The sequence below is a fragment of the Nocardia terrae genome (assembly GCF_009760405.1).
Classification (GTDB): domain Bacteria; phylum Actinomycetota; class Actinomycetes; order Mycobacteriales; family Mycobacteriaceae; genus Nocardia; species Nocardia terrae.
The window spans coordinates 316,891-336,796 of sequence record NZ_WRPP01000007.1 but is presented as its reverse complement, the minus strand read 5'-3'; the positions used below and the strand labels follow the sequence as shown (position 1 = coordinate 336,796).

Genomic DNA, 19,906 nt, shown 5'->3' with positions numbered 1-19,906 from the left:
CGCGCGGCTCGCGGCATTTCCGTGTATTCCCAGTCAGGGGCAGGCCCACTTGACCTTGAAGGCCAGGTGGGTCTGCATATTCCTTGTGGCTATGTCTGGTTCTTAAGGATGTAACCGGCCAGATCGCCTACGGTTTGGAGGGTCTTGACGCTCTCCTCGGGGATTTCGACATCGAAGCGGTCCACCGCTGCCGCAACGACTTCGGCCATGGTGGACTCGTCGATGTCAAGGTCGTAGGTGAAGGATTTGTCGAGCGTGACTTCCTCGATCGGGATGCCCGTTGTCTCGTTGACGATCTCGGCGAGTCCCTTGAGAATTTCCTCTTGTGTTGCCGCCACGGCGCTCTCCTCATTGGTGAAGTGCTGCAAGATATCCCACACATGTTGACCGAGGCGCAGCGCCGACGCACTGGGTCCTGCGGTGCAACGTAGTGAACTGCGCGACACTCGGCATGTGCGGACATCTCAACGGCCCCGGGAGCCCCGGGGCCGTTGATCTTCAGCTAGTCCACGCGACCCACCTCGGACCGCGCACCATGCGGCATGACAGCGCGTTCGGCAGACCGTGCGGCCTGGTCAATCTGAACGATTCGTCATCTGCGGGGCGGAACAAGTAATGATCTTCATCGCCGGTTTGTCGTTTGGCTGCTGCCCTAGCGGGAACTCGAAAGGCAAGGGTTGAGCCCTCCAGCCTGAGTCCGGTGGCGGACTCCGCCGTGGCATCGCGGTCATGGGGTCGAAGCTGCTCCGTCAGCGCCCATGAAAGCCCTGGTTCCCATCATGATCACTTCCCGATCTGCGCGCGACCAGCTCTCGGCCGCCGCGATATCCAGCAACCAACCCCCTCGCTGCGCCTTCACCGGCGAACTCGACATCTGCAACTGCGACAGCTTCCGCGCACAGCTGTCGGACTCGCTGCCCATCGGTGGAGCCTTGGTCGTCGACCTGCACGCGGTCACGTTTTTCAGCCTCAGCTCGCTGCAAGTGCTACTCGAGGTCCAGCGGCTCGCCGAAGTCCGCCAGTGCGATCTGTTGGTCGTCGGCTCACGCTGCGTCGACCGGGTCTTGGACGTGGCGGAAGTGGCAGCCGAGTTCACTCTGCTGCACTACATCCCGAACTGACGGTGGTCGGTGTTGCCCGCCCCGGGCGTTGTGCGGGAGAAGCCGCCAGGCAGGGTGGGCGGGCAACACCCTATCGACGCATCCGGTCTCTGTCCCATCGGCACCGACATCGACCGTCTACCCGCCTTCGCGCTCGATAATCGTTCGCCAGGCGCTGATTTCGAAGGGGCTGAGGGGTATTCAGCCGCGCCGTGCCTTTTCCCCGACCGAGCTCGGTCAGGCGCGACCGGTATGCGGCATTTGCGGATGTTCCGGGCGTGCGAACGCCCCGAGATGCCCTTTCGGGGCGTTGGTCTTCCGCTACGCCGCGCTGGTCGCTGCGGACAGAGCTACTGCACTCTGACGGAGATGGTGTTGCTCAGTTCGGGTCCGAACGAGCGGTGGGCACCGTCGCCGAACTGCAGGGTCAGAGTGTGCTGACCCTGACCGAGCTGGATTTCGGTCGTGGTCTGCATTTTCCCGAAATCCGGTGAAGATTCGGTCGTCGGGATGACGTCCCCCCTGGGGACCGGTTTGCCGTCGATGATGAGGTGAAAATGTCCGGAGTCGGGCGTCATGTCACCGGCTGGCCTGAGCTGCATGCCCTCGAGCCCGAACTTCACGGACACTGGGCTGGCGACCGTGGCACCGTCGGCCGGTTCGATGATATACACGCGCGCGTCCATCTGAATCTCCTCAACTGACGTGACATCAGATTCCGGCCCAAGCCTCACCAGCATGCTGGCTAGATGAATTTTACTCTGCAAGAACATCTTTCACGGAGCAATCCGAATGCTGCTGGCAGGCGTGCTGCTTGCCCTCAGATGTACGCCCGATCGAGGGGCAGACTCATGCGATGTCATCGGCAGTTCAGTGCCTTCGCAGGGTGGACACTCGACGATTGTCGTCCGAGGGGTGAAACCCGTTGTGCGCCGGTAACGTCGGGCGTCATGAGCACGTTCCCCGACCGCGCGTGACTGGTCGCCAGTGTCGCATTGACGAAGTACATGCTGGACGACCTCGACCCCGACGAACCCCGGTGGGAGGAACACTATTCGAGTCTGAGACAAGGGCTTGACGCCAATTTCTCGATGGGTGCCATTACGGGTGTCAATTTCGGCGACGACGACGTTCTCGCCGAGGTGGAGAGGGCGTACAACGCTCTGGTGGCAGAACGAGCCTTTGCTCCCTCGGTGCGCCACACCGACGAGCAGCTCGCCGCCGGCATCGCTCGGGCGCAGGAACTCATAGACGGCCACTGCGGCGCACCCGACTGTGAATCATGGTGTCACCGACTGCGTGGGCGCATCGGGCTGTTGACGGCGTTGCAACGCGTCCGGGCGAATCCGAAAGGCGAGTAACTCGAAAGCCCCCAAACGCCTTGCATGCACCGAGGCCCCGTTCAATCGGCTGGATACAGCGGCCGGCGAGCTAGAACAGCAGGTGTCCGAGATCAATGGCGTAAGCCCCGAGCATCGATCTCTCGGCCCGTCTGCCTTCGCCCCGCCTGCGCTGACCGGTCCGGTCAGCGCGCCATGCGGCATTTCCGGATGCGGCTTTTGTCGCCAGATCTGAGCGTTGCACTCCGAGAACCAGCACGCGAACCCTCCACGGTGATCGGAACACATAACCGCTGGAGCAAGCGGAGGACACCATGACCGACGATCGGCCCGCAGACGCCTTCGTATCAGTTCACGGTGGGGCGTTTCAGGTCTACGACAAGGCTCTCGAGGAGAGTATGTCCGCGCTGATCGCGAGCATCCTGGGCCGACCCGAGATCTACTGCTTCGCGGGTGACTGGCGGGGAGTGCAGTACCTGCTGCCCGATCGTGAATCCAGCAGCGCAGCCGATGCCGTGGTCGAGATGTTCGACGCCTCCTCCATGCGATGCGAATCGTTGACCACGTTCGGGAAGCTGATGGCCGCGGTACACACCGGGCAGATAGCAAAGGCGGTCGGTGCCACCGAGTTCGAACGGTGGCGTGCCGATCACGATGCCGCAGAGCTTGCGCCGGGCACATGTGTCTCGCCCAGGCGGTATGCGTTTCTCGGCGGCGACGGTGAGCTGAGTAGCCGCCCCATGTCTGTGCAGGTACATGTAGGGCTGGCGGCCAAGTTGAGGTGGAAGATGCAACAGCTGGGCTTGAAGCCGGGCGATCGATTACCTGCGGATTTCTTTCAGCCCTGAACCCGAACCGGCTCCGCCCGTCGATCTTTCACGAACTCATCTGGCCGCTTCGAACAGCGCGACCAGCGGCAGAATACTGCGTTCGGCTGAGCCACCGGTGTCGCTGATATCCGCTGCTACAGACCCAGGTCTGCCTCGAACGCAGCTTGCTCAAGCCGATGTTTGATGTCGGCCATGAAGAGATCTGCGTCCGGTCTGCTGATGAATCGACGGTCATAGGTCAGCGGGAGAGAAGCCATGGAGCGGATCCCGATGAACTCGTCTCCGTTTTCGGTGATCACTATGGGCCGCTTGACGATCGCGCCGACACCGAGCATCGCTGCCTGCGGGGGCAGGAGGACGCGAAGGTCTCAACCCTTGACAGCCTCGGCGATCCGGCATGCCGCCTGGGCAGGTGTGAGGTGTGAGGTGTCGACGACCTCGGCCTCACGATGTAGCCACGTGCGGGCTGCCTCGGCGTACGGCTCCAGATATTTGAGCCGGAACGCAGAGGGGCCGAGAAGGGTGTCCCCCTCGATGCGTCCGCGGAGGGTGTCCTGGTCGGCGTGGAGGACGAAATGCCTTACCGGGATCGAGTATTGGGCCAGGCCCGTGCTGATCTCGCGCCAGTACTGCTCGACCAGGACCGTCATCGGCATCACCAGGATGCCGCCGGTGTAGTCGAGTATGCGGCGGGCAGTCTCGACCACAAGCGGCCTCCACGGCGGCCAATGCTGGAAGTTGTCTGTCTCGGGCAGCCCCGGCGTGATGTCCATCAGCGTTTCGCCGACCTTCTCCGCGTCGAACACCCGCGAGTCCGGGATCAGTTGCTGCACAAATGCACTGGTCGTTGTCTTGCCAGCGCCGTGGGTGCCATTAAGCCAAACGATCATGGGCCCAACGTTAATGCCATGACGGCGGTCCACTGTGCGGAGCTGCCGGTTCGTCACCTCACGGCCAAGCACAAGGTTCGCCGTGGAGTGGCTGGATAACCCACTGCACGTTGATCTTCCGAGGCCCGGTACTGGCCGTTCCGAACCGCGCGGGATGCGGCATTTCCGGATGTTGGCGTCTGATCGGTTCCCGATCTAGTTTCGGCACATGGACACCATGGTCGAGTCTGCTCCCTACACGAAGAACTGCATCAAGTGTGGAGCACCGGCCGATGCCACCGTGGTCGAGGTTCTCACGGGCGGGAGGCATCAGTGGGACCTTCACGGAACCTGCCCGAACTGCGGAAATGAGTGGTACGAGTGTGATTTCGAGGCGCCACCGGCGAGTGTTCGCGCGGCGATTCTTGCGGCCAACGGCCCCAGCATGCTCGACCTCATGGCCGGGAGCGCCTCGCCAGCCGTGGTGATGCGCGTGCTGCGCCAGGTCCGGTCACTCTCGCTGTCGCAAGCGCGGGCCATGGCCGATGACCTTCTGCGCATTGGACTTCGAGGGACTTTGGTGGAGATGGAGTCTCTTGCACGCCCGCTTCGCGCGGTCGGTGCTGTCGTCAGTATTCGGGCGAGCAGCGCAGATGACCTCTGAGTCCATGTCTTATCGAGGATATCGCCCGGCTACATGGCCGCTTCGAACCGAGCGATCAGCGGCAGGATGTTGGAGCAGGCGAGTGCAGTCAGCAGCGGGTACAGAGCTACTTGGCTGTTCGGGTTACATTGGGGCGCTGCCTTGTTCGGCAGAACTGAATGCCAGGTGATGCGAGGTAGTTGGTGTCTTTTCCGATCACAGAGGTCACCGAGACGTGGGGACGCCCGACCACGACGACCGCTGTTCCGGCGGAGCGGTTCGAGCAGTACGGGGAGCGCGTTCCTGGTTATCTGCTCGATCTCTGGCGCGAGCTGGGGTTCGCGGGGTTTCGTCATGGGCTGTTGTGGCTCTGTGACCCGGAACAGTGGCAGCCGGTCGTTGATGCTTGGACCGATGACTTGGACCTACCGTTCCGCACGGACACGTGGATCGCGGTGAGCCGCTCCGCGTTCGGTGCGATGTCGCTGTGGGGTCAGCGCACCGGAATGAGTCTGACGATCAGGCCGTGGTACGGCTGGATATCGCCTTTCGACAACTCCGCGGACATGGAAGAGCCGTTCGACCGCGACGTGCAGATTCTGTCGTCGTTGGTGGCAGATGCCTACGATGACGCGCTCGATCTCGACGCAGATGATGACAAACCGCTGTTCAAGCGGGTGCTGAAACGCTTGGGGCCGGTTGGGCCGGACACGATGTACGGATTCGTTCCCGCGATCGGGCTGGGTGGGGCAATGATGCCGGAGCGTGTCGAAATCGTTGATGCTGCGGTGCATTTGCAGCTACTGCGGCAGACGACGCCGAGGACCATCCTGAACAACCCCTACCTCTAGGCGCCCAGCGCGCTGGCGAGGTCGCGCTCATCGGCAGTAGGGGACGTTCTGCGGCGCACCAGGTTCCGGCGGCGTCGACTGCGGTGGCTGTTTCGGTCAGTATGAGCAGCGGCCGGTGTTGATGGTTCGGGCATCAGTGCGGCTACCTCGATCAGTGGCGGAGGATCCGGCTTCGGCACGTGCATTCCACCACTCGGCGCCCCGGGCGGGAGCGCGCCGATCCGGTTCCTGGCGTGGGAATCCGGCGCCCCAGGAATTGTGGGCAGACGATCTGAAACAGACGTAGTTCAGAGTTGTTAGCCTCGAGACCTCGCACCACCCGCCACCAAAGGAGCCTCGAGTGTCCACAGTCGATGCCAGAACCAAGTTCCGTGGAACACTCGCTGTCGCAGCGCTTCTCACCGGATTGGCCGCTGCCAAGGGTGTGGCGCACGCCGTGCCGGCCGCTCCGCAGCCCGTCGCCGCGACCGGCTCGTCCGACCAGGCCACGGGGTCGGCGCAGAGCGGGGTCGGATCCTTGATCTCCATCCTCGAAGCCATCCTCGGGCTTGGATATCCCACGGGTCATGGGTCCGGCGTCCAATAGTCGAATTCCCAACGCTGTCAGATGAATTCGGACTAAGACTCACGGTGGATTTCAGTCGTATCCTCCTCTTCGCGGTGCCCGTGAACCTGCTGGCCATGACCGTCGAATGGGCGGCCTGGCGGCGCAGCGCGGACGGGGATCGGAAGCGTGGGTTCTATGCTCCGGATACCGCGAACAGCTTGGTAATCGGCCTGATCAGCAAAGCGACCGTGCCACTGGAGAACCTGTTCGTCCCGTTCTCCTTCCTCCTGGTGACCGCCGCGCTGACCCCGTTCCACCTCCCCGTCGACCGCTGGTGGACCTGGGTGATCGGCATGCTGGCCACCGATTTCTGCTACTACTGGGGCCACCGCGCCGAACACCGCATCCGCATCCTCTGGACCGCGCACAGCGTGCACCATTCCAGCGAGCAGTTCAATATGTCGACGGCCCTGCGAATGCCCGCGCTGATGCCGTTCGCGACCTTCCTCTACAACGCGGCCTACATCCCCGCCGCCCTGATCGGCGTCCCCCCGCTGATCATCATGTTCGCTCTGGTGGTCACCTCGATGTTCCAGTGGCCCTTGCACACCCAACGCGTCGGCTTCCTCCCCGCGCCCGTCGAATACGTCTTCAACTCCCCCTCCCACCATCGGGTCCATCACGGCGCCGACAACCCTTACCTGGACAAGAACTACGGCGGAATCCTGATCATCTGGGACCGCCTGTTCGGCACCTACGCCCACGAATCCGCGCCCGTCACCTACGGCCTCACCAAGAACATCAACACGTTCAACCCGATCAAAACCAACTTCCACGAATTGCTGGCCATGCTCACCGACATCAGCGGGGCCCGCGGCGCCCGCCCCGTCCTGCGCGCCGTCTTCGGCCCGCCCACCACCTCGGCCGGATTGTCCGCGGCCAAGACGGAACCCGGCGGCAAAGAACGCTGCCGACCTCAGATCGACACCACCACTTGATCTTCCGCCCCAACCGGTCGCCAGTTTCCGCAAATCTCCACTCGGCGTGCAGGTTGCGCTTACGACAGGTGCATCAGGTTGCCGGAGATCGTGAGCAGACTCTTGCCGAGCTTCACGACGGGAATACCGACGGGCGCCAGGATGATGGTGGCGGACAAGATGATCCCCACCAGCCAGACCAGTCCCGCCACGATACCCAGCACCGCGCCGAGCACGGCTCCGAGGATGCCCAACACCGCACCCAATAGTTTGTTCAAAGCTCCCATGATGACCTCCTGAGTCATTCCGGGAATAACCCGCCGAGCGCATCACATGCAGCGAGGTCGGCGTTCCGAGGCCAGACCACGCCAGACAATGCGGGCGGCATGGTCGCGCCGAGAATGCGGAGACCATTTCCACTGTGGACAACACAAGGTGACCGAGCCGATGATTTTCAGCGCCAGCGGCCGTCGAAGATCATAAAGTTACGCGTGGACAGGAGTACGACATGACCGACACCCTCACCCTCGAGCGCACCTACCCGACATCGGCCGAGCGGATCTGGACCCTCTGGACGACCGCCGAGGGGATCCCCGCCTGGTGGGCCCCGGACGGTTTCGAGGTGCATGTCGATGAGATCGACGTACGGATCGGAGGCGGACTGGTCTACACGATGACCGCCACAGGCCCCGAGCAGATCGCATTCATGAACTCCGCGGGTATGCCGCTGTCGACACAATCACGGAAAACCTTCACCGAGGTCGAGCCGATCCGGCGACTGGCCTACACCTCGCACATCGACTTCGTTCCCGGCCATGAGGCCTACGACCACCTCACCGTGGTCGACATCGCCCCGATAACCGGCGGCGTGCAGGTCACCATGACCATCGAGCCGATGCATGACGAGGAATGGACCCAGCGGATCGTTGCCGGCCGCGCCAACGAGCTGGACAATCTCGGCAAAGTCGTTGCCGCTGAATAGTTTCCGCAGGCTTCCGTGACGCAGGGTTGCATCGATCGTCGAGGTCGGGATTCACCGGCGGAGCCGCGTGGGCGTGATCTCGAGCGGACCGATGAATTTCGGGCGGGTTGGGCGTCGACATCTCTGGATGCACCGATAGTGGTGGGTCAGGGTAGACGAATCGGTCCGGGCGGTGGTCCGGCGGGCGAACGGGAGGCGCGGTGAGTGGAACGCGAGTGTTGGTGGTGGGGGCCAGTATTGCGGGGCCGGCGGTGGCGCATTGGTTGCGGCGGTGGGGGGCCGCGGTGACCGTGGTGGAGCGGGCGCCGGGGTTGCGGCCGGGTGGGCAGGCGGTGGATGCGCGGGGGATGACGAAAGAGGTCATTCGGCGGATGGGGTTGGATGCGGCCGTGCGGGCGGAGCGGACGGAGACCGCGGGGGCGTACACCGTGGACTCGGAGGGGAAGGTGCTGGAGACCTTCAGCGTCGAGGACGACGGGGGTGACGGGTATATCGCGGATATCGAGATTTTGCGCGGGGACCTGTCTCGGGTGCTGTACGAGGACACTCGCGAGGAGGTCGAGTACCTCTTCGGGGATCGGATCGCTGAGCTGAGTCAGGACGCGGACGGCGTCGACGTGGTGTTCGAGAGCGGCGGGCGACGGCGGTTCGAGCTGGTGATCGGGGCCGATGGGCTGCATTCGTCCTTGCGGGAGATGGTGTTCGGGCCGCGGGAGAAGTTCATCCGGCATCTCGGGCTGGTGCTGGCCTTCTACACCGTGCCCAACGAATTCGGGCTGGAGCGGTGGCTCATCGACTTCCAGGAGTCCGGGCGGTCGGCCGGGCTGCGACCGCTGCGGGACGCCACCAAGGCGATGGCCATGTTCTCCTTCGCCTCACCCGACGTCGATATCGACTATCGCGACATCGAAGGCCAGAAGCGCCTGCTGCGTGAGCAGATGGCCGGTATGGGCTGGCAGGCCCCGGCCATCCTCGCCCACCTCGACGACACCCCGGACTTCTACCTCGACCAGGTCGCCCAGGTGGTGATGGACCGCTGGTCGAGCGGGCGGGTGGCGCTGCTCGGGGACGCGGCGTTCAGCTCGTCGCCGATGTCCGGTCAGGGCACCGGGCTCGCCCTGGTCGGCGCGTATCTGCTGGCCGGCGAACTGGCCGCCGCCGGGTGGGATCCGGAAGCCGGGTTCGCCGCCTACGAGGCGAAGATGCGTTCGTTCGTCGAGGCCAACCAGGAGATCGGCCGCTTGCACGCACTCAGCAAGGAGGTCCCGGCCCCGGACGCCGAGCCCGCCGCCGAGCCCGAGTGGGACATGGACCTCATCGACCGCGCCCTCAACGGCATCGAGCTGCCCGACTACGCGGACCTGGACTGATCAAGCGGACAATCGGGTCATGAGCTGCTTGCGGTAGGCGTCGAGAACGACGGCGACGATGATCACCGCGCCGGTCACCATGGTCCGCTGGAAATCCGAAACACCCATCAGCAGTAGGCCGTTGGTGAGCACGCCCAAGAGACACGCCCCCAGCAGGGTGCCGATCACCGAGCCGCGGCCGCCCGAGAGGCTGGCGCCGCCGATCACCACGGCGGCGATGGCGTTGAGCTCGTAGCCCTGTCCGAGAATCGGGCTGGCCACGCCGAGCCGGGCCATGTAGATCACCGCGGCCACGCCGACGCACACTCCGCCGATGACGAAGCAGACGACCTTGATGAGGCTGGTGCGATGCCCGGACAATCGCACCGCTTCCTCGTTGTTTCCGGTCGCGTACACGAGACGCCCGAAAACGGTGCGGGACAACACGAACCAAGCCAGCGCGACGATGAGCAACGCCACCACGAACACGGCGGGCACACCCGCGAAGGTCCGGGTTCCGAAGGTGGTCAACCCTTTCGGCAGATCGTAGATCGTGCGCGCGTCGGTGTACTGCTCGGCCGCGCCACGCGCGACATAGAGCATGCCGAGGGTGACGATGAACGACGGCACCTTCCAGCGTTCGGTGACGAAGCCGCTGATCAGCCCGCACAGCGCGCCGATGAGCAAGCTGAGCCCGATGGCGAGCGGAACAGACGACGAGCCGGCGCCTTCCATCGCCTTGCCCGCCACCACCGCGCACAGGGCAATGACCGAGCCGACCGACAGATCGATGCCGCCCACCAGGATCACGAAGGTCATCCCCACGGCGAGAATCGTGTTCAGGGTGATCTGGGTCATGATGTCGCGCAGATTGCCCGAGGTCGCGAAATGCGGTGCGGCGGCGAGGAAGAACCCCGCCAGCGCCACCAGGGCCACGCCGATACCGGCTTCTCCGAGGACCTGACCGGCCACCCGGCCCGCTCGCGAGTCGGCTCGCGCCGTGGTGAGAGATGTCATGCTGCACTGCCGTTCTTCAGATAGCCGGAGTAGGCGAGATTGAGAATGTGTTCGGCGTCGAAATCGGGCCGGGCGACCTCGCCGGTGATCCGCCCGGCCGAGAACACGATGATGCGATCGCAGATGCCGATCAGTTCGGGCAGGTCGGAGGAGACGATCAGCACGCCCTTGCCCGCATCGGCCAGATCCAGCATGAGCTGGTGGATTTCGTAGCGGGCGCCCACGTCGATGCCGCGGGTGGGCTCGTCGACGATCAGCACGTCGGTGTCGGCCGCCAGCCAGCGGCCCAGCACGACCTTCTGCTGATTGCCGCCCGAGAGCGCGCGCACCGCCTGCTCGGGCCCGGTCGCCTTGATCCGCAGCTTCTCGAAAAGACCTGCCGCCAGGGCGGTTTCGGCCCGACGCCGCAGCAGCCCGGCCCGGCTGACCCGGTCCAGACCGGCCAGGCTCACATTGGCGGCGATCGACAGGTCCAGTACCAGCCCCTGGGCCTTGCGGTCCTCGGTGAGGAAGCTGACGCCGCTGCGCACCGCGTCACGCGGACTCGTGATCCGCGCGACCCGGCCGTGCACCGCGACGGTGCCGCCGGCGGGCCGGTCCGCACCGAAGATGGCCCGCATCGCCTCGGTGCGCCCGGAACCCACGAGCCCGGCCACGCCGACGACCTCGCCGGCCCGCACCGTCAGCGAGATCGGCGGCGTGCGCGGGGTGACCCGCAGCTCGCTGACCCGCAGCAGCTCCGCGCCGCGCGGACGCTCGACGACCGGCGGATACTCCGCGGCCAGATCACGCCCGACCATCATCCGGACCAGGCCGGGGATGTCCAGGTCGGCGATCTCGCGGGCGGCGACGCTGGTTCCGTTGCGCAGCACCGTGACCCGATCCCCGATCTCGAAGATCTCGTCGAGGTGATGCGAGATGAAGATGATGGCGACACCGTCTTCCTTGAGCTGCCGCATCACCTTGAACAGGTTCGCCGTCTCGCGCGGCGTCAGCGTGGCGGTCGGCTCGTCCATGATCAGCAGCCGGCATTCGGTGGACAGCGCCTTGGCGATCTCGACCAGCTGCATCTGCGCGATACCGAGGCGGCCGACCACCGTCTCCGGCGATACGTCGAGGCCCACCTGCTCGAGCAGCGCCTTGGCGCGCACCCGCATGCCACGCCGGTCGACGATGCCGAAGCGGCGCGGCAAGTGTTGCAGGAAAAGGTTTTCCGCGACGGTCAACGTCGGCAGCAACGCCAATTCCTGGTGCACCACCTGGATTCCGGCGCGCAGCGCGTCGGCCGCGGCGACGGGCCGGTGCTCGGCGCCGCCGAGGGTCATCCGTCCCGCGTCGGGTTGCTCCACGCCCGCAAGGCATTTGACCAGGGTCGACTTGCCCGCGCCGTTCTCGCCGATCAACACGTGGATCTCACCGGCGGTGACGCTCAGATCCACGCCGTCCAGGGCCGTGACGCCCGGATAACGCTTGGTCAAGCCGCTGACCTCCAGCAGCACACCGGATTCGGGCTTCATATCTGCTCCCACTACTCTCGGGATGTACCGGGGTGGAATCGCTTGGACCGATTCCACCCCGGTCGTCGTATGGGTCGGGGCCCCTCACGCTCCGGCGGTCACGACGTTCATCCGGGTCTTCTGCCAGCCGGTCACCGGCTGCCCGCCGATCAGCTTCATGGCCACATCGATGCCGTCACCGGCCTGCTCGGAGCCGAACTGGTCGAGGGTCGCCAGCATCGGGCCGCTCTGCAGGAACGGCTTCGCGGCCGGAATGTTGTCGACCGAGACGACTTTCACGTTCGCGTGCCGCTCCTGGATCACCTTGATCACGCCCAGCGCCATCGAATCATTGGAGGCCATCACGCCCTGCAGGTCCGGGTGGGCGGTCAGCAGGTTCCCGAAAACCGTGTACGCCTCGTCGGTTTCCCAGTGCGCGGTCTTGGAGTCCAGCAGCGTCAGCTTCGATTCCGCGACGGTGTCGTCGAAACCGTTCTTGCGTTGCTTCGCGTTGTCGGCCCCGGGATTGCCCTCCAGGATCACGACCTTGCCGCCCGCGCCGAGGGATTTGGCCAGCACGTCGCCGACCTGCTTCGCTCCGGCCCGATTGTCCGGGCCGACGAGCGGCACGTCGACACCGGCGGACTTCAAGGCATCGGGATCGAGCGCGACATCGATATTGACGACCTTGATTCCGGCTTTGCTCGCCTTGACCACCGACTGCACCAGCGCCTTCGAATCGGCGGGCGCGATGACGATGGCCTGCACCTGCTGGGTGATGCACTTGTCGACCAGGGCGATCTGCCCGTCGACATCGGTCTCGTTCTGGATGCCCGCGGTCTTCAGATCGAGGTTCCCGAGCTGGTCGGCGTGATCCTTGGCGCCCTTCTGCATCTGCTGGAAGTACTCGTTGGCGAGCGACTTCATGATCAGGCAGACGGCGGGCTTGCCATTGGCGTTCGCGGACGGGCCGGAGGAGCTCTGCTCGGTGCCGCAGGCGCTGAGGGTCACCGTGGTCGCGGCGGCGATGACGGCCAGGACAGTCCTTGTGCTTCTTCGCATTTCGGTGTTCTTTCTATTTTTCCAACTGGAGATCGAAGCTGTCGCCGGTAGCCGTCAAAAGGGGACGCCGGCGTGAAGTACGACATTCGCGTAGGGGGTGTCCGCACCGGTCCGGACGATCACCCGCGCGTGCGCGGTGCGCCGCTTGAGCTCCTCGTGCGTCAGGGCCGTGATCGGGATGCCGGCGAGCGCGGCGGCCATGCCGTCGAGCGTCGCCTCGTCGGTGAGTTCGGTTGCCCGGGTGGCGCTTTCGAAGACCCCCTCGGCGAGAATCAGGCGCAGCACCGGCAGGAATCCCGGCTCACCGCGCCGCCAGAGCAGGTCGATCTGTTCGACACCGGGCGGCACGGGCAGGCCCGCGTCGGCGACCACGATCGTGTCGGTGTGACCCAGACCGGTGAGGATCTGCATGAGCCGCGGATGCCAGAGACCGTCAGCACGCATGGCCGCTCCCCCGGGCAGTCGCGGTGCGCAGCAGGTCGTCGATCTCCGCGCCGGTCGGGGCCGCGGTCTGCGCACCCCGGCGCGTGGTGGCCAAAGCCCCTGCGGCACAGGCATATCTGACCGCCGAACGCAGATCGTCGCGAGTGGTCACCCGATGCACGGTGAGCGCGGCGCAGAAGGCGTCGCCCGCCCCGACCGCATCGACGGCCTCGACCGCGAACCCGGCGAAGGCGTCCGGATCACCGTCCGCGTCGGCGAATACCGCTCCCCGCGAACCGAGGGTGACGACGACCTCGCGCGGCCCCAGGGCACGCAGCGCCGAGGCCAGCGTCGACGGATCGAACCCGCGCCGGGCATCACCCCCGGCCGCCAGCAGGCCCGCCGCCTCGCCCTCGTTGACGATCAGAATATCGGTGCCGCTGATGAGTTCGAGCAGTTCCGGACCGATGTCGGCGGGCAGCGGGGCCGCGTTGAGCACCACGAGGGTGCCCGCGGCACGGGCCGCGCGCGCCGCCGCGAGACAGGCCGCGATCGGCACTTCGAGCTGCAGCAGCAGGGCATCCGCCGCCGCGATCCGCGCCGCCTGCCCGGCGACCTCGTCGGTGTCGAGCAGCCCGTTCGCCCCCGGCGAGATCGTGATCATGTTCTCGCCCGTGGAATCGATGACGATCAGCGCGGAACCGGTAGCCGCGGCACCGATTCCCAGCGCCGAATCGTCGACCCCGGCCCGCCGGAGCGCGGCCCGCAACTCGGCCCCGAACTCGTCGGCGCCGACCCGGCCGATCAATGCCGTTCGCGCGCCCAGCCTTCGAGCCGCCACCGCCTGATTGGCGCCTTTCCCTCCGGACCCACGCCGCAGGTCTCCACCGGAGACCGTCTGGCCCGGCGCGGGCAGACTGCGGACCCGGACCGAAAGATCCATGTTCACACTGCCGACCACGATCACTTCTGGCTCACGCATCGATGCTTTCCTGAAATCCCTTGGCTTTCCCGAAATAACTTGCAGAACAGCGCTATTCGATGGCCGAGTCGCCCCCGAGCGGATCCGGGCAGCCGCACGATCCACGCGCCACGAGCGTCGTCTCGTGCACGATCCGGTCCGGCGCGAGCGCCGGATCGGCGATCTTGGCCAGCAGCCATTCGACCGCCGAGCGGCCCAGACTCTCGAACGGCTGCCGCATGGTGGTGAGCGCCGGAACGGTGTAGGCGCTGCCCTCGATACCGTCGAACGCGCAGATCGCGAGGTCCCGCGGCACGCTCAGGCCGAGCTCGGCGGCGGCGCGCAGCACGCCGAGCGCCTGCTCGTCGCTCGCCACGAACAGCGCCTGCGGCCGATCCGGCCGGGCCAGCAGCTCGCGGCCCGCGCGATACCCGTAGGCCCGCCCGAACGGCGCGTGCACGAGCATGCCGTCCTCCGGGTCGATGCCCGCATCGGCGAGCGCGCGGCGCCATCCCGCGACGCGGTCGGCCGTCGGATGGATGCCCTCGAGGCCCGCGATGCAGCCGATTCGCCGCAATCCGTGCCCCAGTAGATGTTTCGTCGCCGCGTACGCGCCGCCCTCGTTGTCCACCACGACGTGCGTCGCACCGGGCAGTTCCAGTTCGCGGTCCAGTACCAGTCGCGGAACCACGGTCCCGGCCAGCTCGTCCACCCAGCTGCTCGCACCGTGCGCGGGAGCCACGATCAGCCCGTCCACCTGACGGTCGATCAGGATCCGGATGTAGGTGGCTTCGCGCTCGTCGTTGTCCATGGCATTGCCCAGTAGCAGGGTGTAGCCCGCCTCGAACGCGACATCCTCGATGGCCCTTGCCAGTTCGGCGAAGAACGGATTGGAGTTGTCCGGTACCACCAGCCCGAGCGTCATGGTCCGCGCCGTCTTCAGCGATCGCGCCACCGCGTTGGGCCGGTACCCCAACTCGTTGACGGCCGCCAGGATCCGGTCCCGCGTCGCCGGCGCGACCCGCCGGGGTCCGCCGTTGAGCACATAACTGACCATCGCCTCGGACGTGCCCGCCAACCGCGCAACATCGCGCCGCGTAACCATCTCAACCTCAATCAACTCGTGTTGAATCAACTCGTGTTGATTGAGGAGTATGCAGTGGGTCACATTCAACTGACAAGGAAACGTTCGATAACGTTTCGATAACGTCCGGCCGGGCGGCCCGAAGGGTCAGTGCGGCCGATCGAGTGGGGCGAGGCCGTTCTTGTGGGCATAGACCACCGCGTGGATGCGATCTCGCACACCGAGTTTGGCGAGGACACGGGAGACATGGGTCTTGACGGTCTCCTCCCCCACACCCAGGGCGGCGGCGATCTCGCCGTTGCTGCGGGCGTCGGCCAGCAGCAGCAGAACCTCACGTTCGCGCGCGGTCAGCTGGGCCAGTTCGGGCGGCTCGACGGGCGGGGCTATACCGATCGCGAAACGTGCCGCGAGCCTTCGGGTCATGGACGGGTCGATGACGGCGTCACCGCGGACGGCCACCCGGATGGCGGCGACGAGTTCTTCCGGCGGAAGGCTTTTCAGCAGGAAGCCGCTGGCGCCGGCGGACAGCGCGCGATGCAGGTTGGCCTCGCTGTCGTAGGTGGTGAGGACCAGGACCCGGGTGCCGCCCGCCGCCACGATGGCCTCGGTGGCGGCCAGGCCGTCGAGCTTGGGCATGCGGACATCGAGGATCGCCACATCCGGGTGGGTGCGCGCGGCCGCCTCGATGGCGGACCGGCCGTCGCCGACCTCGGCCACGCATTCCAGGTCGGGATGGGCGTCGACCACCGCGCGCAGGCCGGAGCGGAAGACGGTGTGGTCGTCGGCGATCAGGATGGTGATGCTCATACGGCTCCGATCGGCACGGAAACGCTGATCTCCCAGCGGGTTCCGGCGGGATCGGCACCGTATTCCACGGTGCCGTCGAACAATTCGACCCGGCGGCGGATGCCGTCCAGACCGCGGTGCACTTCCCCGCTCGCCGCGCCCGGATCGGCGATCGGATTGGACTCACGGATCTCGACACGGCCCGGCCGGTAACCGATCTCCAGTTCCGCCGGGTTCCGGCCGTGCCGCAGGGCGTTGGTCAGCAGCTCCTGGACCACCCGGTAGAGCATGACGTCCAGCGATTCCGGCAGCACCGGCGCGTCGCCCGAAATCGTCACGCGCACAGTCGATCCGGCGTCCCGCACCCGCTGCACCAGATCCTCGATATCGGCGAGCCCGGGTTGCCGCTGCCCCTCGTCGTCGCGCCCGTGCAGCAGATCCAGCTGCCGGCGCAGATCGACCATGGCGGCCCGGCTGCTCGACTCCACCGCCGTCACCGACTTGGCCGCTGATTCGGAATCACTGCGGGACAATGCCATTCGTGCCACCCCCGCATGAATCCCGATGGCGCTCACGTGATGTGAGATGACGTCGTGCAGATCCCGCGCGATCGCCTCGCGCTCATCGGCCAGCGCCCGGTCCAGCGCCGCCCGATGCTCCTGCCGCCGCAGCCGTTCCCGCTGCTCCAACTCCGCGACATAGGCCCCGCGCGCGGCCGTGTACCGGCCCACCAGCCAGGGCACCACGCCCGCGCCCATCGCCGCGATCACCAGCCGCACCGGATCGCGGCTGCCCGTCATCATCACCGCCATCAGGTTGACCGTCAGCGCACCGCCCGCGAGCAGCAGCATGGTCAGCACCGAGACCAGCCCGCTCAGCCACGCACCCGCCTGATACCCGGCCACCAGGAAGCCGACGTCGAAAACCCTTGTGCTGACCCCGTAGTGGTGGGCGAACAGTGACACCGACACCTTCACCACGACCTGAGCCACCGCGACCGCCGCCGCGGTGGCCGCCGGTGCGGCCAGCGCCAGGTCCGCGGCCACCGTGGCCAGCGTCAGCACGGCGGCCAGCGCGGGTGCGGCGCCGAAGGCCCCGCACAGCACCATCTGTGTACTGTCCAGCGCCGCCGCCACGGCAGCCACCAGCAGCGACTGCCGGGCCAGTGACCTGGTCACATCCATGGCCGCACGGTACCCCGCAGACCCTTCGTCCCCCGTGTGGGGGACGCGAAATCCCTCGTCAGCGCGACGCCGGTGACCCGAGCCGGAACTAGCGTCGAGTTCATGAATGCCGACCTGTTCGTCTACGCCCTACCGGCGTTCGCGGTGCTGATGCTGATCGAGTGGATCGACAACCGGCGCGACCCGGACCGCCCGGCCAATGGCATCGACCGGCGCGACACCACCTCGAACATCGCCACCTTCGTCCTGGGCCGGGTCGCGAAACCGCTTTTGGCGCAGGTGATCCCGTTCTCCGGGGTGGTGCTGGCGGCGCACTTCACCCCGCTGCACCTCTCGCCGAAGCACTGGTGGGTGTGGGTGGCGGGCCTGATCGTCACCGACTTCTGCTACTACTGGGCGCACCGCGCCGATCACCGCATCCGGCTGCTGTGGACCTCGCACAGCGTCCACCACTCCAGCCGGTTCTTCAATTTCTCCACCGCCATCCGCCTGCCCTGGGCGCATCCGGCCGCCAATATCCTGCGCGGGCTGTGCTGGGTGCCCGCGGCGCTGCTCGGCTTCCCGGCGTGGATGGTGTTCGCGCTGCAGTCGCTCGGGTTGCTCTACCAGTTCCCCATCCACACGCAGCGTGTCAAGACCATGTGGCGGCCCGTCGAATACCTGTTCAACACCCCGGCCCACCACCGTGTGCATCACGGCTCCAACCAGCCGTATCTGGACACCAATTACGGTGGCGTCCTGATCATCTGGGACCGCGTGTTCGGCAGCTTCGCCGCCGAATCCGAGCCGATTCGCTACGGATTGACCAAGGACATCGGCACCGACAATCCGATCAAGGTCAATTACACCGAGCTGGTGGATTTGGTCCGCGATGTCCGCGCCGCGAAGACCTGGCGCGGCCGCGTGGGATATATCTTCGGCCCGCCCGGCTGGAGCGAGAATCCGGCCGCACCCGAGCTCGAAAAGGCTTCGGCCGCAGCCTAGTCCGATATGCGAAAGGGGCGCTCCGCCGTAAGACGGAGCGCCCCTTTCCTGCTCAGCGAGCGATTACGCGACACCCTCGGCGCGGGCGGCGTTGCCGACGGCCTCGGCGACGGCCGGGGCCACGCGCGGGTCCAGCGGGCTCGGGATGATCTTGTCCGCGGACAGCTCACCGGCCACCACGTTGAAGATCGCCTCGGCCGCGGCCACCTTCATGCCCTCGGTGATGCGGCGCGCGCCGGCATCCAGCGCGCCCTTGAAGACGCCCGGGAAGGCCAGCACGTTGTTGAGCTGGTTCGGGAAGTCGCTGCGGCCGGTGGCCACGATGGCCGCGTACTTCTTGGCCACGTCCGGGTGGATCTCCGGGTTCGGGTTCGACATGGCGAACACGATCGACTCCGGAGCCATGGACGCGATGAGCTCCTCGGCGATGGTGCCCGCCGACAGACCCAGGAACACGTCCGCGCCCGCGAGCGCCTCGGCGGGACCGCCGGTGACATTGCGCGGGTTGGTGCGCTCGGCCAGCGCGGTCTTGTACTCGTTCAGGTCGCCGCGGTCCTTGCTCACGATGCCCTTGGAGTCGAGCACGATGATGTCGGAAACGCCCGCGGCCAGCAGGATGTCGGTGCACGCGACACCGGCGGCGCCGGCGCCCGACACCACGACCTTCAGACCGGACATGTCACGACCCTGGACCGCGACCGCGCCCTTCAGGCCCGCGAGCACCACGATGGCGGTGCCGTGCTGGTCATCGTGCATGACCGGGCAGTCCAGCGCCTCGATGACGCGCTTCTCGATCTCGAAGCAGCGCGGCGCGGAGATGTCCTCCAGGTTGACCGCGCCGAAGCTCGGGCGCAGGCGGATCAGGGTCTCGACGATCTCGTCGGGGTCCTTGGTGTCCAGCACGAGCGGGATCGAATCCAGCCCGGCGAACTTCTTGAACAGCGCCGCCTTGCCCTCCATCACCGGCAGCGAGGCGCGGGCGCCGATGTCGCCCAGGCCCAGCACCGCGGTGCCGTCGGAGACGACCACGACCAGGCGCTCGGCCCAGGTGTAGGTCTTGGCGAGGGACTCGTCCTCGGCAATGCCGAGGCACACCTTCGCCACACCCGGGGTGTAGGCGATGGAGAGATCGCGCTGGGTCTCCAGCGGAGCGGTGAGTTCGACCGAGAGCTTGCCGCCAAGGTGCCCGGCGAAAATTTCTTCGTTGGTGATGTCGGACAGGTTCGCCCCATTGGACGCGGGGGCCTCGGTGGCATTCACTGCTTCAGTCACGGGTGACACGATTTCACTCCTGATCGGTTCGGACTCAACCGTTTGACGGTTACCGTTCGGTAATAGCTGAATTTATGGTTTCGGTGCTCATATATCTTTTGCCACAGTCGCGTTCAGCGACGTCGACACCACTTCCGAGCCACTTCGCA

The 19,906-nt window shown here is 66.1% G+C and carries 23 protein-coding genes and 1 pseudogene; 10 read left to right on the top strand and 14 right to left on the bottom strand.

The annotated features are described in order from the left end of the window. Positions 1–89 precede the first annotated feature (89 nt). Complete coding sequence (locus tag GPX89_RS32455; RefSeq protein ID WP_328602540.1) at positions 90–338, bottom strand: acyl carrier protein; 249 nt, start codon at positions 336–338, stop codon at positions 90–92. A gap of 441 nt (positions 339–779) precedes the next feature. On the opposite strand from GPX89_RS32455, the gene GPX89_RS32450 reads away from it, so the two are divergent. Continuing rightward, positions 780–1,121 (top strand): STAS domain-containing protein, encoded by a 342-nt coding sequence (locus GPX89_RS32450; protein WP_157391497.1) that lies wholly within the window; start codon positions 780–782, stop codon positions 1,119–1,121. Positions 1,122–1,450: 329 nt separating this feature from the next. Here GPX89_RS32450 and GPX89_RS32445 read toward each other — a convergent pair whose 3' ends face one another. After that, positions 1,451–1,786, bottom strand: a complete 336-nt coding sequence (locus tag GPX89_RS32445) for a DUF4399 domain-containing protein (RefSeq protein WP_198347696.1) — start codon at positions 1,784–1,786, stop codon at positions 1,451–1,453. Positions 1,787–2,095: 309 nt separating this feature from the next. Between GPX89_RS32445 and GPX89_RS32440 the strand changes: the two genes are divergently transcribed. Together GPX89_RS32440 and GPX89_RS32435 are read left to right on the top strand one after the other, a co-directional pair. Then, complete coding sequence (locus tag GPX89_RS32440) at positions 2,096–2,461, top strand: hypothetical protein (RefSeq protein WP_157391495.1); 366 nt, start codon at positions 2,096–2,098, stop codon at positions 2,459–2,461. Positions 2,462–2,754: 293 nt separating this feature from the next. After that, positions 2,755–3,288, top strand: a complete 534-nt coding sequence (locus tag GPX89_RS32435) for a hypothetical protein (RefSeq protein WP_157391494.1) — start codon at positions 2,755–2,757, stop codon at positions 3,286–3,288. Positions 3,289–3,404: 116 nt separating this feature from the next. Here the strand turns inward: GPX89_RS32435 and GPX89_RS32430 are convergent. Together GPX89_RS32430 and GPX89_RS32425 are read right to left on the bottom strand one after the other, a co-directional pair. Beyond that, positions 3,405–3,638: pseudogene (locus tag GPX89_RS32430) on the bottom strand (2-oxo acid dehydrogenase subunit E2); the annotation flags it as partial. After that, a complete protein-coding gene (locus GPX89_RS32425) occupies positions 3,639–4,160 on the bottom strand; it encodes a P-loop NTPase family protein (RefSeq protein WP_157391492.1) in 522 nt (173 codons plus the stop codon). 208 nt (positions 4,161–4,368) lie between these two features. Between GPX89_RS32425 and GPX89_RS32420 the strand changes: the two genes are divergently transcribed. The 4 genes from GPX89_RS32420 to GPX89_RS32405 all read left to right on the top strand — a co-directional run bounded on the left by GPX89_RS32420 (position 4,369) and on the right by GPX89_RS32405 (position 7,178). Continuing rightward, positions 4,369–4,803: a hypothetical protein gene (locus GPX89_RS32420; RefSeq protein WP_157391491.1), complete on the top strand. Its 435-nt coding sequence runs from the start codon at positions 4,369–4,371 to the stop codon at positions 4,801–4,803. Between the two features lie 182 nt (positions 4,804–4,985). Next, positions 4,986–5,633, top strand: a complete 648-nt coding sequence (locus GPX89_RS32415) for a GAD-like domain-containing protein (protein WP_198347694.1) — start codon at positions 4,986–4,988, stop codon at positions 5,631–5,633. Positions 5,634–5,973: 340 nt separating this feature from the next. Next, a complete protein-coding gene (locus GPX89_RS32410) occupies positions 5,974–6,219 on the top strand; it encodes a hypothetical protein (RefSeq protein WP_157391489.1) in 246 nt (81 codons plus the stop codon). A gap of 44 nt (positions 6,220–6,263) precedes the next feature. Continuing rightward, positions 6,264–7,178, top strand: coding sequence for a sterol desaturase family protein (locus tag GPX89_RS32405; protein ID WP_328602539.1), 915 nt, complete (start codon positions 6,264–6,266; stop codon positions 7,176–7,178). Positions 7,179–7,237: 59 nt separating this feature from the next. Here GPX89_RS32405 and GPX89_RS32400 read toward each other — a convergent pair whose 3' ends face one another. After that, complete coding sequence (locus GPX89_RS32400) at positions 7,238–7,444, bottom strand: hypothetical protein (RefSeq protein WP_157391488.1); 207 nt, start codon at positions 7,442–7,444, stop codon at positions 7,238–7,240. 221 nt (positions 7,445–7,665) lie between these two features. On the opposite strand from GPX89_RS32400, the gene GPX89_RS32395 reads away from it, so the two are divergent. Continuing rightward, positions 7,666–8,139, top strand: a complete 474-nt coding sequence (locus GPX89_RS32395) for an SRPBCC family protein (RefSeq protein ID WP_157391487.1) — start codon at positions 7,666–7,668, stop codon at positions 8,137–8,139. A 200-nt stretch (positions 8,140–8,339) separates the two neighbouring features. Further along, positions 8,340–9,509 carry an FAD-dependent monooxygenase gene (locus GPX89_RS32390; protein ID WP_328602538.1) on the top strand — a complete coding sequence of 390 codons (1,170 nt, stop codon included), beginning with the start codon at positions 8,340–8,342 and terminating at the stop codon, positions 9,507–9,509. Here GPX89_RS32390 and GPX89_RS32385 read toward each other — a convergent pair whose 3' ends face one another. The 8 genes from GPX89_RS32385 to GPX89_RS32350 form a co-directional block, all read right to left on the bottom strand. Further along, positions 9,510–10,505, bottom strand: a complete 996-nt coding sequence (locus GPX89_RS32385) for an ABC transporter permease (protein ID WP_157391486.1) — start codon at positions 10,503–10,505, stop codon at positions 9,510–9,512. After that, positions 10,502–12,022: a sugar ABC transporter ATP-binding protein gene (locus tag GPX89_RS32380; RefSeq protein WP_157391485.1), complete on the bottom strand. Its 1,521-nt coding sequence runs from the start codon at positions 12,020–12,022 to the stop codon at positions 10,502–10,504. Before GPX89_RS32380 ends, GPX89_RS32385 begins: the two co-directional genes overlap by 4 nt. A gap of 84 nt (positions 12,023–12,106) precedes the next feature. After that, the gene (locus GPX89_RS32375) at positions 12,107–13,063 is read right to left on the bottom strand and encodes a sugar ABC transporter substrate-binding protein (RefSeq protein WP_157391484.1); all 957 of its coding nucleotides are present in this window, start codon (positions 13,061–13,063) and stop codon (positions 12,107–12,109) included. Positions 13,064–13,117: 54 nt separating this feature from the next. Further along, positions 13,118–13,507 (bottom strand): D-ribose pyranase, encoded by a 390-nt coding sequence (gene rbsD / locus GPX89_RS32370; protein WP_157391483.1) that lies wholly within the window; start codon positions 13,505–13,507, stop codon positions 13,118–13,120. After that, positions 13,497–14,468: a ribokinase gene (locus GPX89_RS32365; RefSeq protein ID WP_157391482.1), complete on the bottom strand. Its 972-nt coding sequence runs from the start codon at positions 14,466–14,468 to the stop codon at positions 13,497–13,499. Before GPX89_RS32365 ends, rbsD begins: the two co-directional genes overlap by 11 nt. Before the next feature lie 52 nt (positions 14,469–14,520). Next, complete coding sequence (locus GPX89_RS32360) at positions 14,521–15,552, bottom strand: LacI family DNA-binding transcriptional regulator (RefSeq protein ID WP_157391481.1); 1,032 nt, start codon at positions 15,550–15,552, stop codon at positions 14,521–14,523. 126 nt (positions 15,553–15,678) lie between these two features. After that, complete coding sequence (locus GPX89_RS32355; RefSeq protein WP_157391480.1) at positions 15,679–16,338, bottom strand: response regulator; 660 nt, start codon at positions 16,336–16,338, stop codon at positions 15,679–15,681. Then, on the bottom strand, positions 16,335–17,501 hold the full coding sequence (locus tag GPX89_RS32350; protein ID WP_157391479.1) for a sensor histidine kinase: 1,167 nt from the start codon (positions 17,499–17,501) through the stop codon (positions 16,335–16,337). Before GPX89_RS32350 ends, GPX89_RS32355 begins: the two co-directional genes overlap by 4 nt. A 102-nt stretch (positions 17,502–17,603) precedes the next feature. Between GPX89_RS32350 and GPX89_RS32345 the strand changes: the two genes are divergently transcribed. Next, on the top strand, positions 17,604–18,485 hold the full coding sequence (locus GPX89_RS32345; protein ID WP_157391478.1) for a sterol desaturase family protein: 882 nt from the start codon (positions 17,604–17,606) through the stop codon (positions 18,483–18,485). A 63-nt stretch (positions 18,486–18,548) separates the two neighbouring features. On the opposite strand, the gene GPX89_RS32340 is transcribed toward GPX89_RS32345, so the two are convergent. Next, a complete protein-coding gene (locus GPX89_RS32340) occupies positions 18,549–19,757 on the bottom strand; it encodes an NAD(P)-dependent malic enzyme (protein ID WP_328602537.1) in 1,209 nt (402 codons plus the stop codon). Positions 19,758–19,906 lie beyond the last annotated feature (149 nt).

Excerpts from the sequence above, each read along its gene's own strand:
- GPX89_RS32450 (WP_157391497.1), top strand. The coding sequence starts at position 780 with ATGATCACTTCCCGATCTGCGCGCGACCAGCTCTCGGCCGCCGCGATA.
- GPX89_RS32445 (WP_198347696.1), bottom strand. The coding sequence starts at position 1,786 with ATGGACGCGCGCGTGTATATCATCGAACCGGCCGACGGTGCCACGGTC.
- GPX89_RS32435 (WP_157391494.1), top strand. The coding sequence starts at position 2,755 with ATGACCGACGATCGGCCCGCAGACGCCTTCGTATCAGTTCACGGTGGG.
- GPX89_RS32425 (WP_157391492.1), bottom strand. The coding sequence starts at position 4,160 with ATGATCGTTTGGCTTAATGGCACCCACGGCGCTGGCAAGACAACGACC.
- GPX89_RS32420 (WP_157391491.1), top strand. The coding sequence starts at position 4,369 with ATGGACACCATGGTCGAGTCTGCTCCCTACACGAAGAACTGCATCAAG.
- GPX89_RS32400 (WP_157391488.1), bottom strand. The coding sequence starts at position 7,444 with ATGGGAGCTTTGAACAAACTATTGGGTGCGGTGTTGGGCATCCTCGGA.
- GPX89_RS32395 (WP_157391487.1), top strand. The coding sequence starts at position 7,666 with ATGACCGACACCCTCACCCTCGAGCGCACCTACCCGACATCGGCCGAG.
- GPX89_RS32385 (WP_157391486.1), bottom strand. The coding sequence starts at position 10,505 with ATGACATCTCTCACCACGGCGCGAGCCGACTCGCGAGCGGGCCGGGTG.
- GPX89_RS32380 (WP_157391485.1), bottom strand. The coding sequence starts at position 12,022 with ATGAAGCCCGAATCCGGTGTGCTGCTGGAGGTCAGCGGCTTGACCAAG.
- GPX89_RS32375 (WP_157391484.1), bottom strand. The coding sequence starts at position 13,063 with ATGCGAAGAAGCACAAGGACTGTCCTGGCCGTCATCGCCGCCGCGACC.
- rbsD (WP_157391483.1), bottom strand. The coding sequence starts at position 13,507 with ATGCGTGCTGACGGTCTCTGGCATCCGCGGCTCATGCAGATCCTCACC.
- GPX89_RS32365 (WP_157391482.1), bottom strand. The coding sequence starts at position 14,468 with ATGCGTGAGCCAGAAGTGATCGTGGTCGGCAGTGTGAACATGGATCTT.
- GPX89_RS32360 (WP_157391481.1), bottom strand. The coding sequence starts at position 15,552 with ATGGTTACGCGGCGCGATGTTGCGCGGTTGGCGGGCACGTCCGAGGCG.
- GPX89_RS32355 (WP_157391480.1), bottom strand. The coding sequence starts at position 16,338 with ATGAGCATCACCATCCTGATCGCCGACGACCACACCGTCTTCCGCTCC.
- GPX89_RS32350 (WP_157391479.1), bottom strand. The coding sequence starts at position 17,501 with ATGGATGTGACCAGGTCACTGGCCCGGCAGTCGCTGCTGGTGGCTGCC.
- GPX89_RS32345 (WP_157391478.1), top strand. The coding sequence starts at position 17,604 with ATGAATGCCGACCTGTTCGTCTACGCCCTACCGGCGTTCGCGGTGCTG.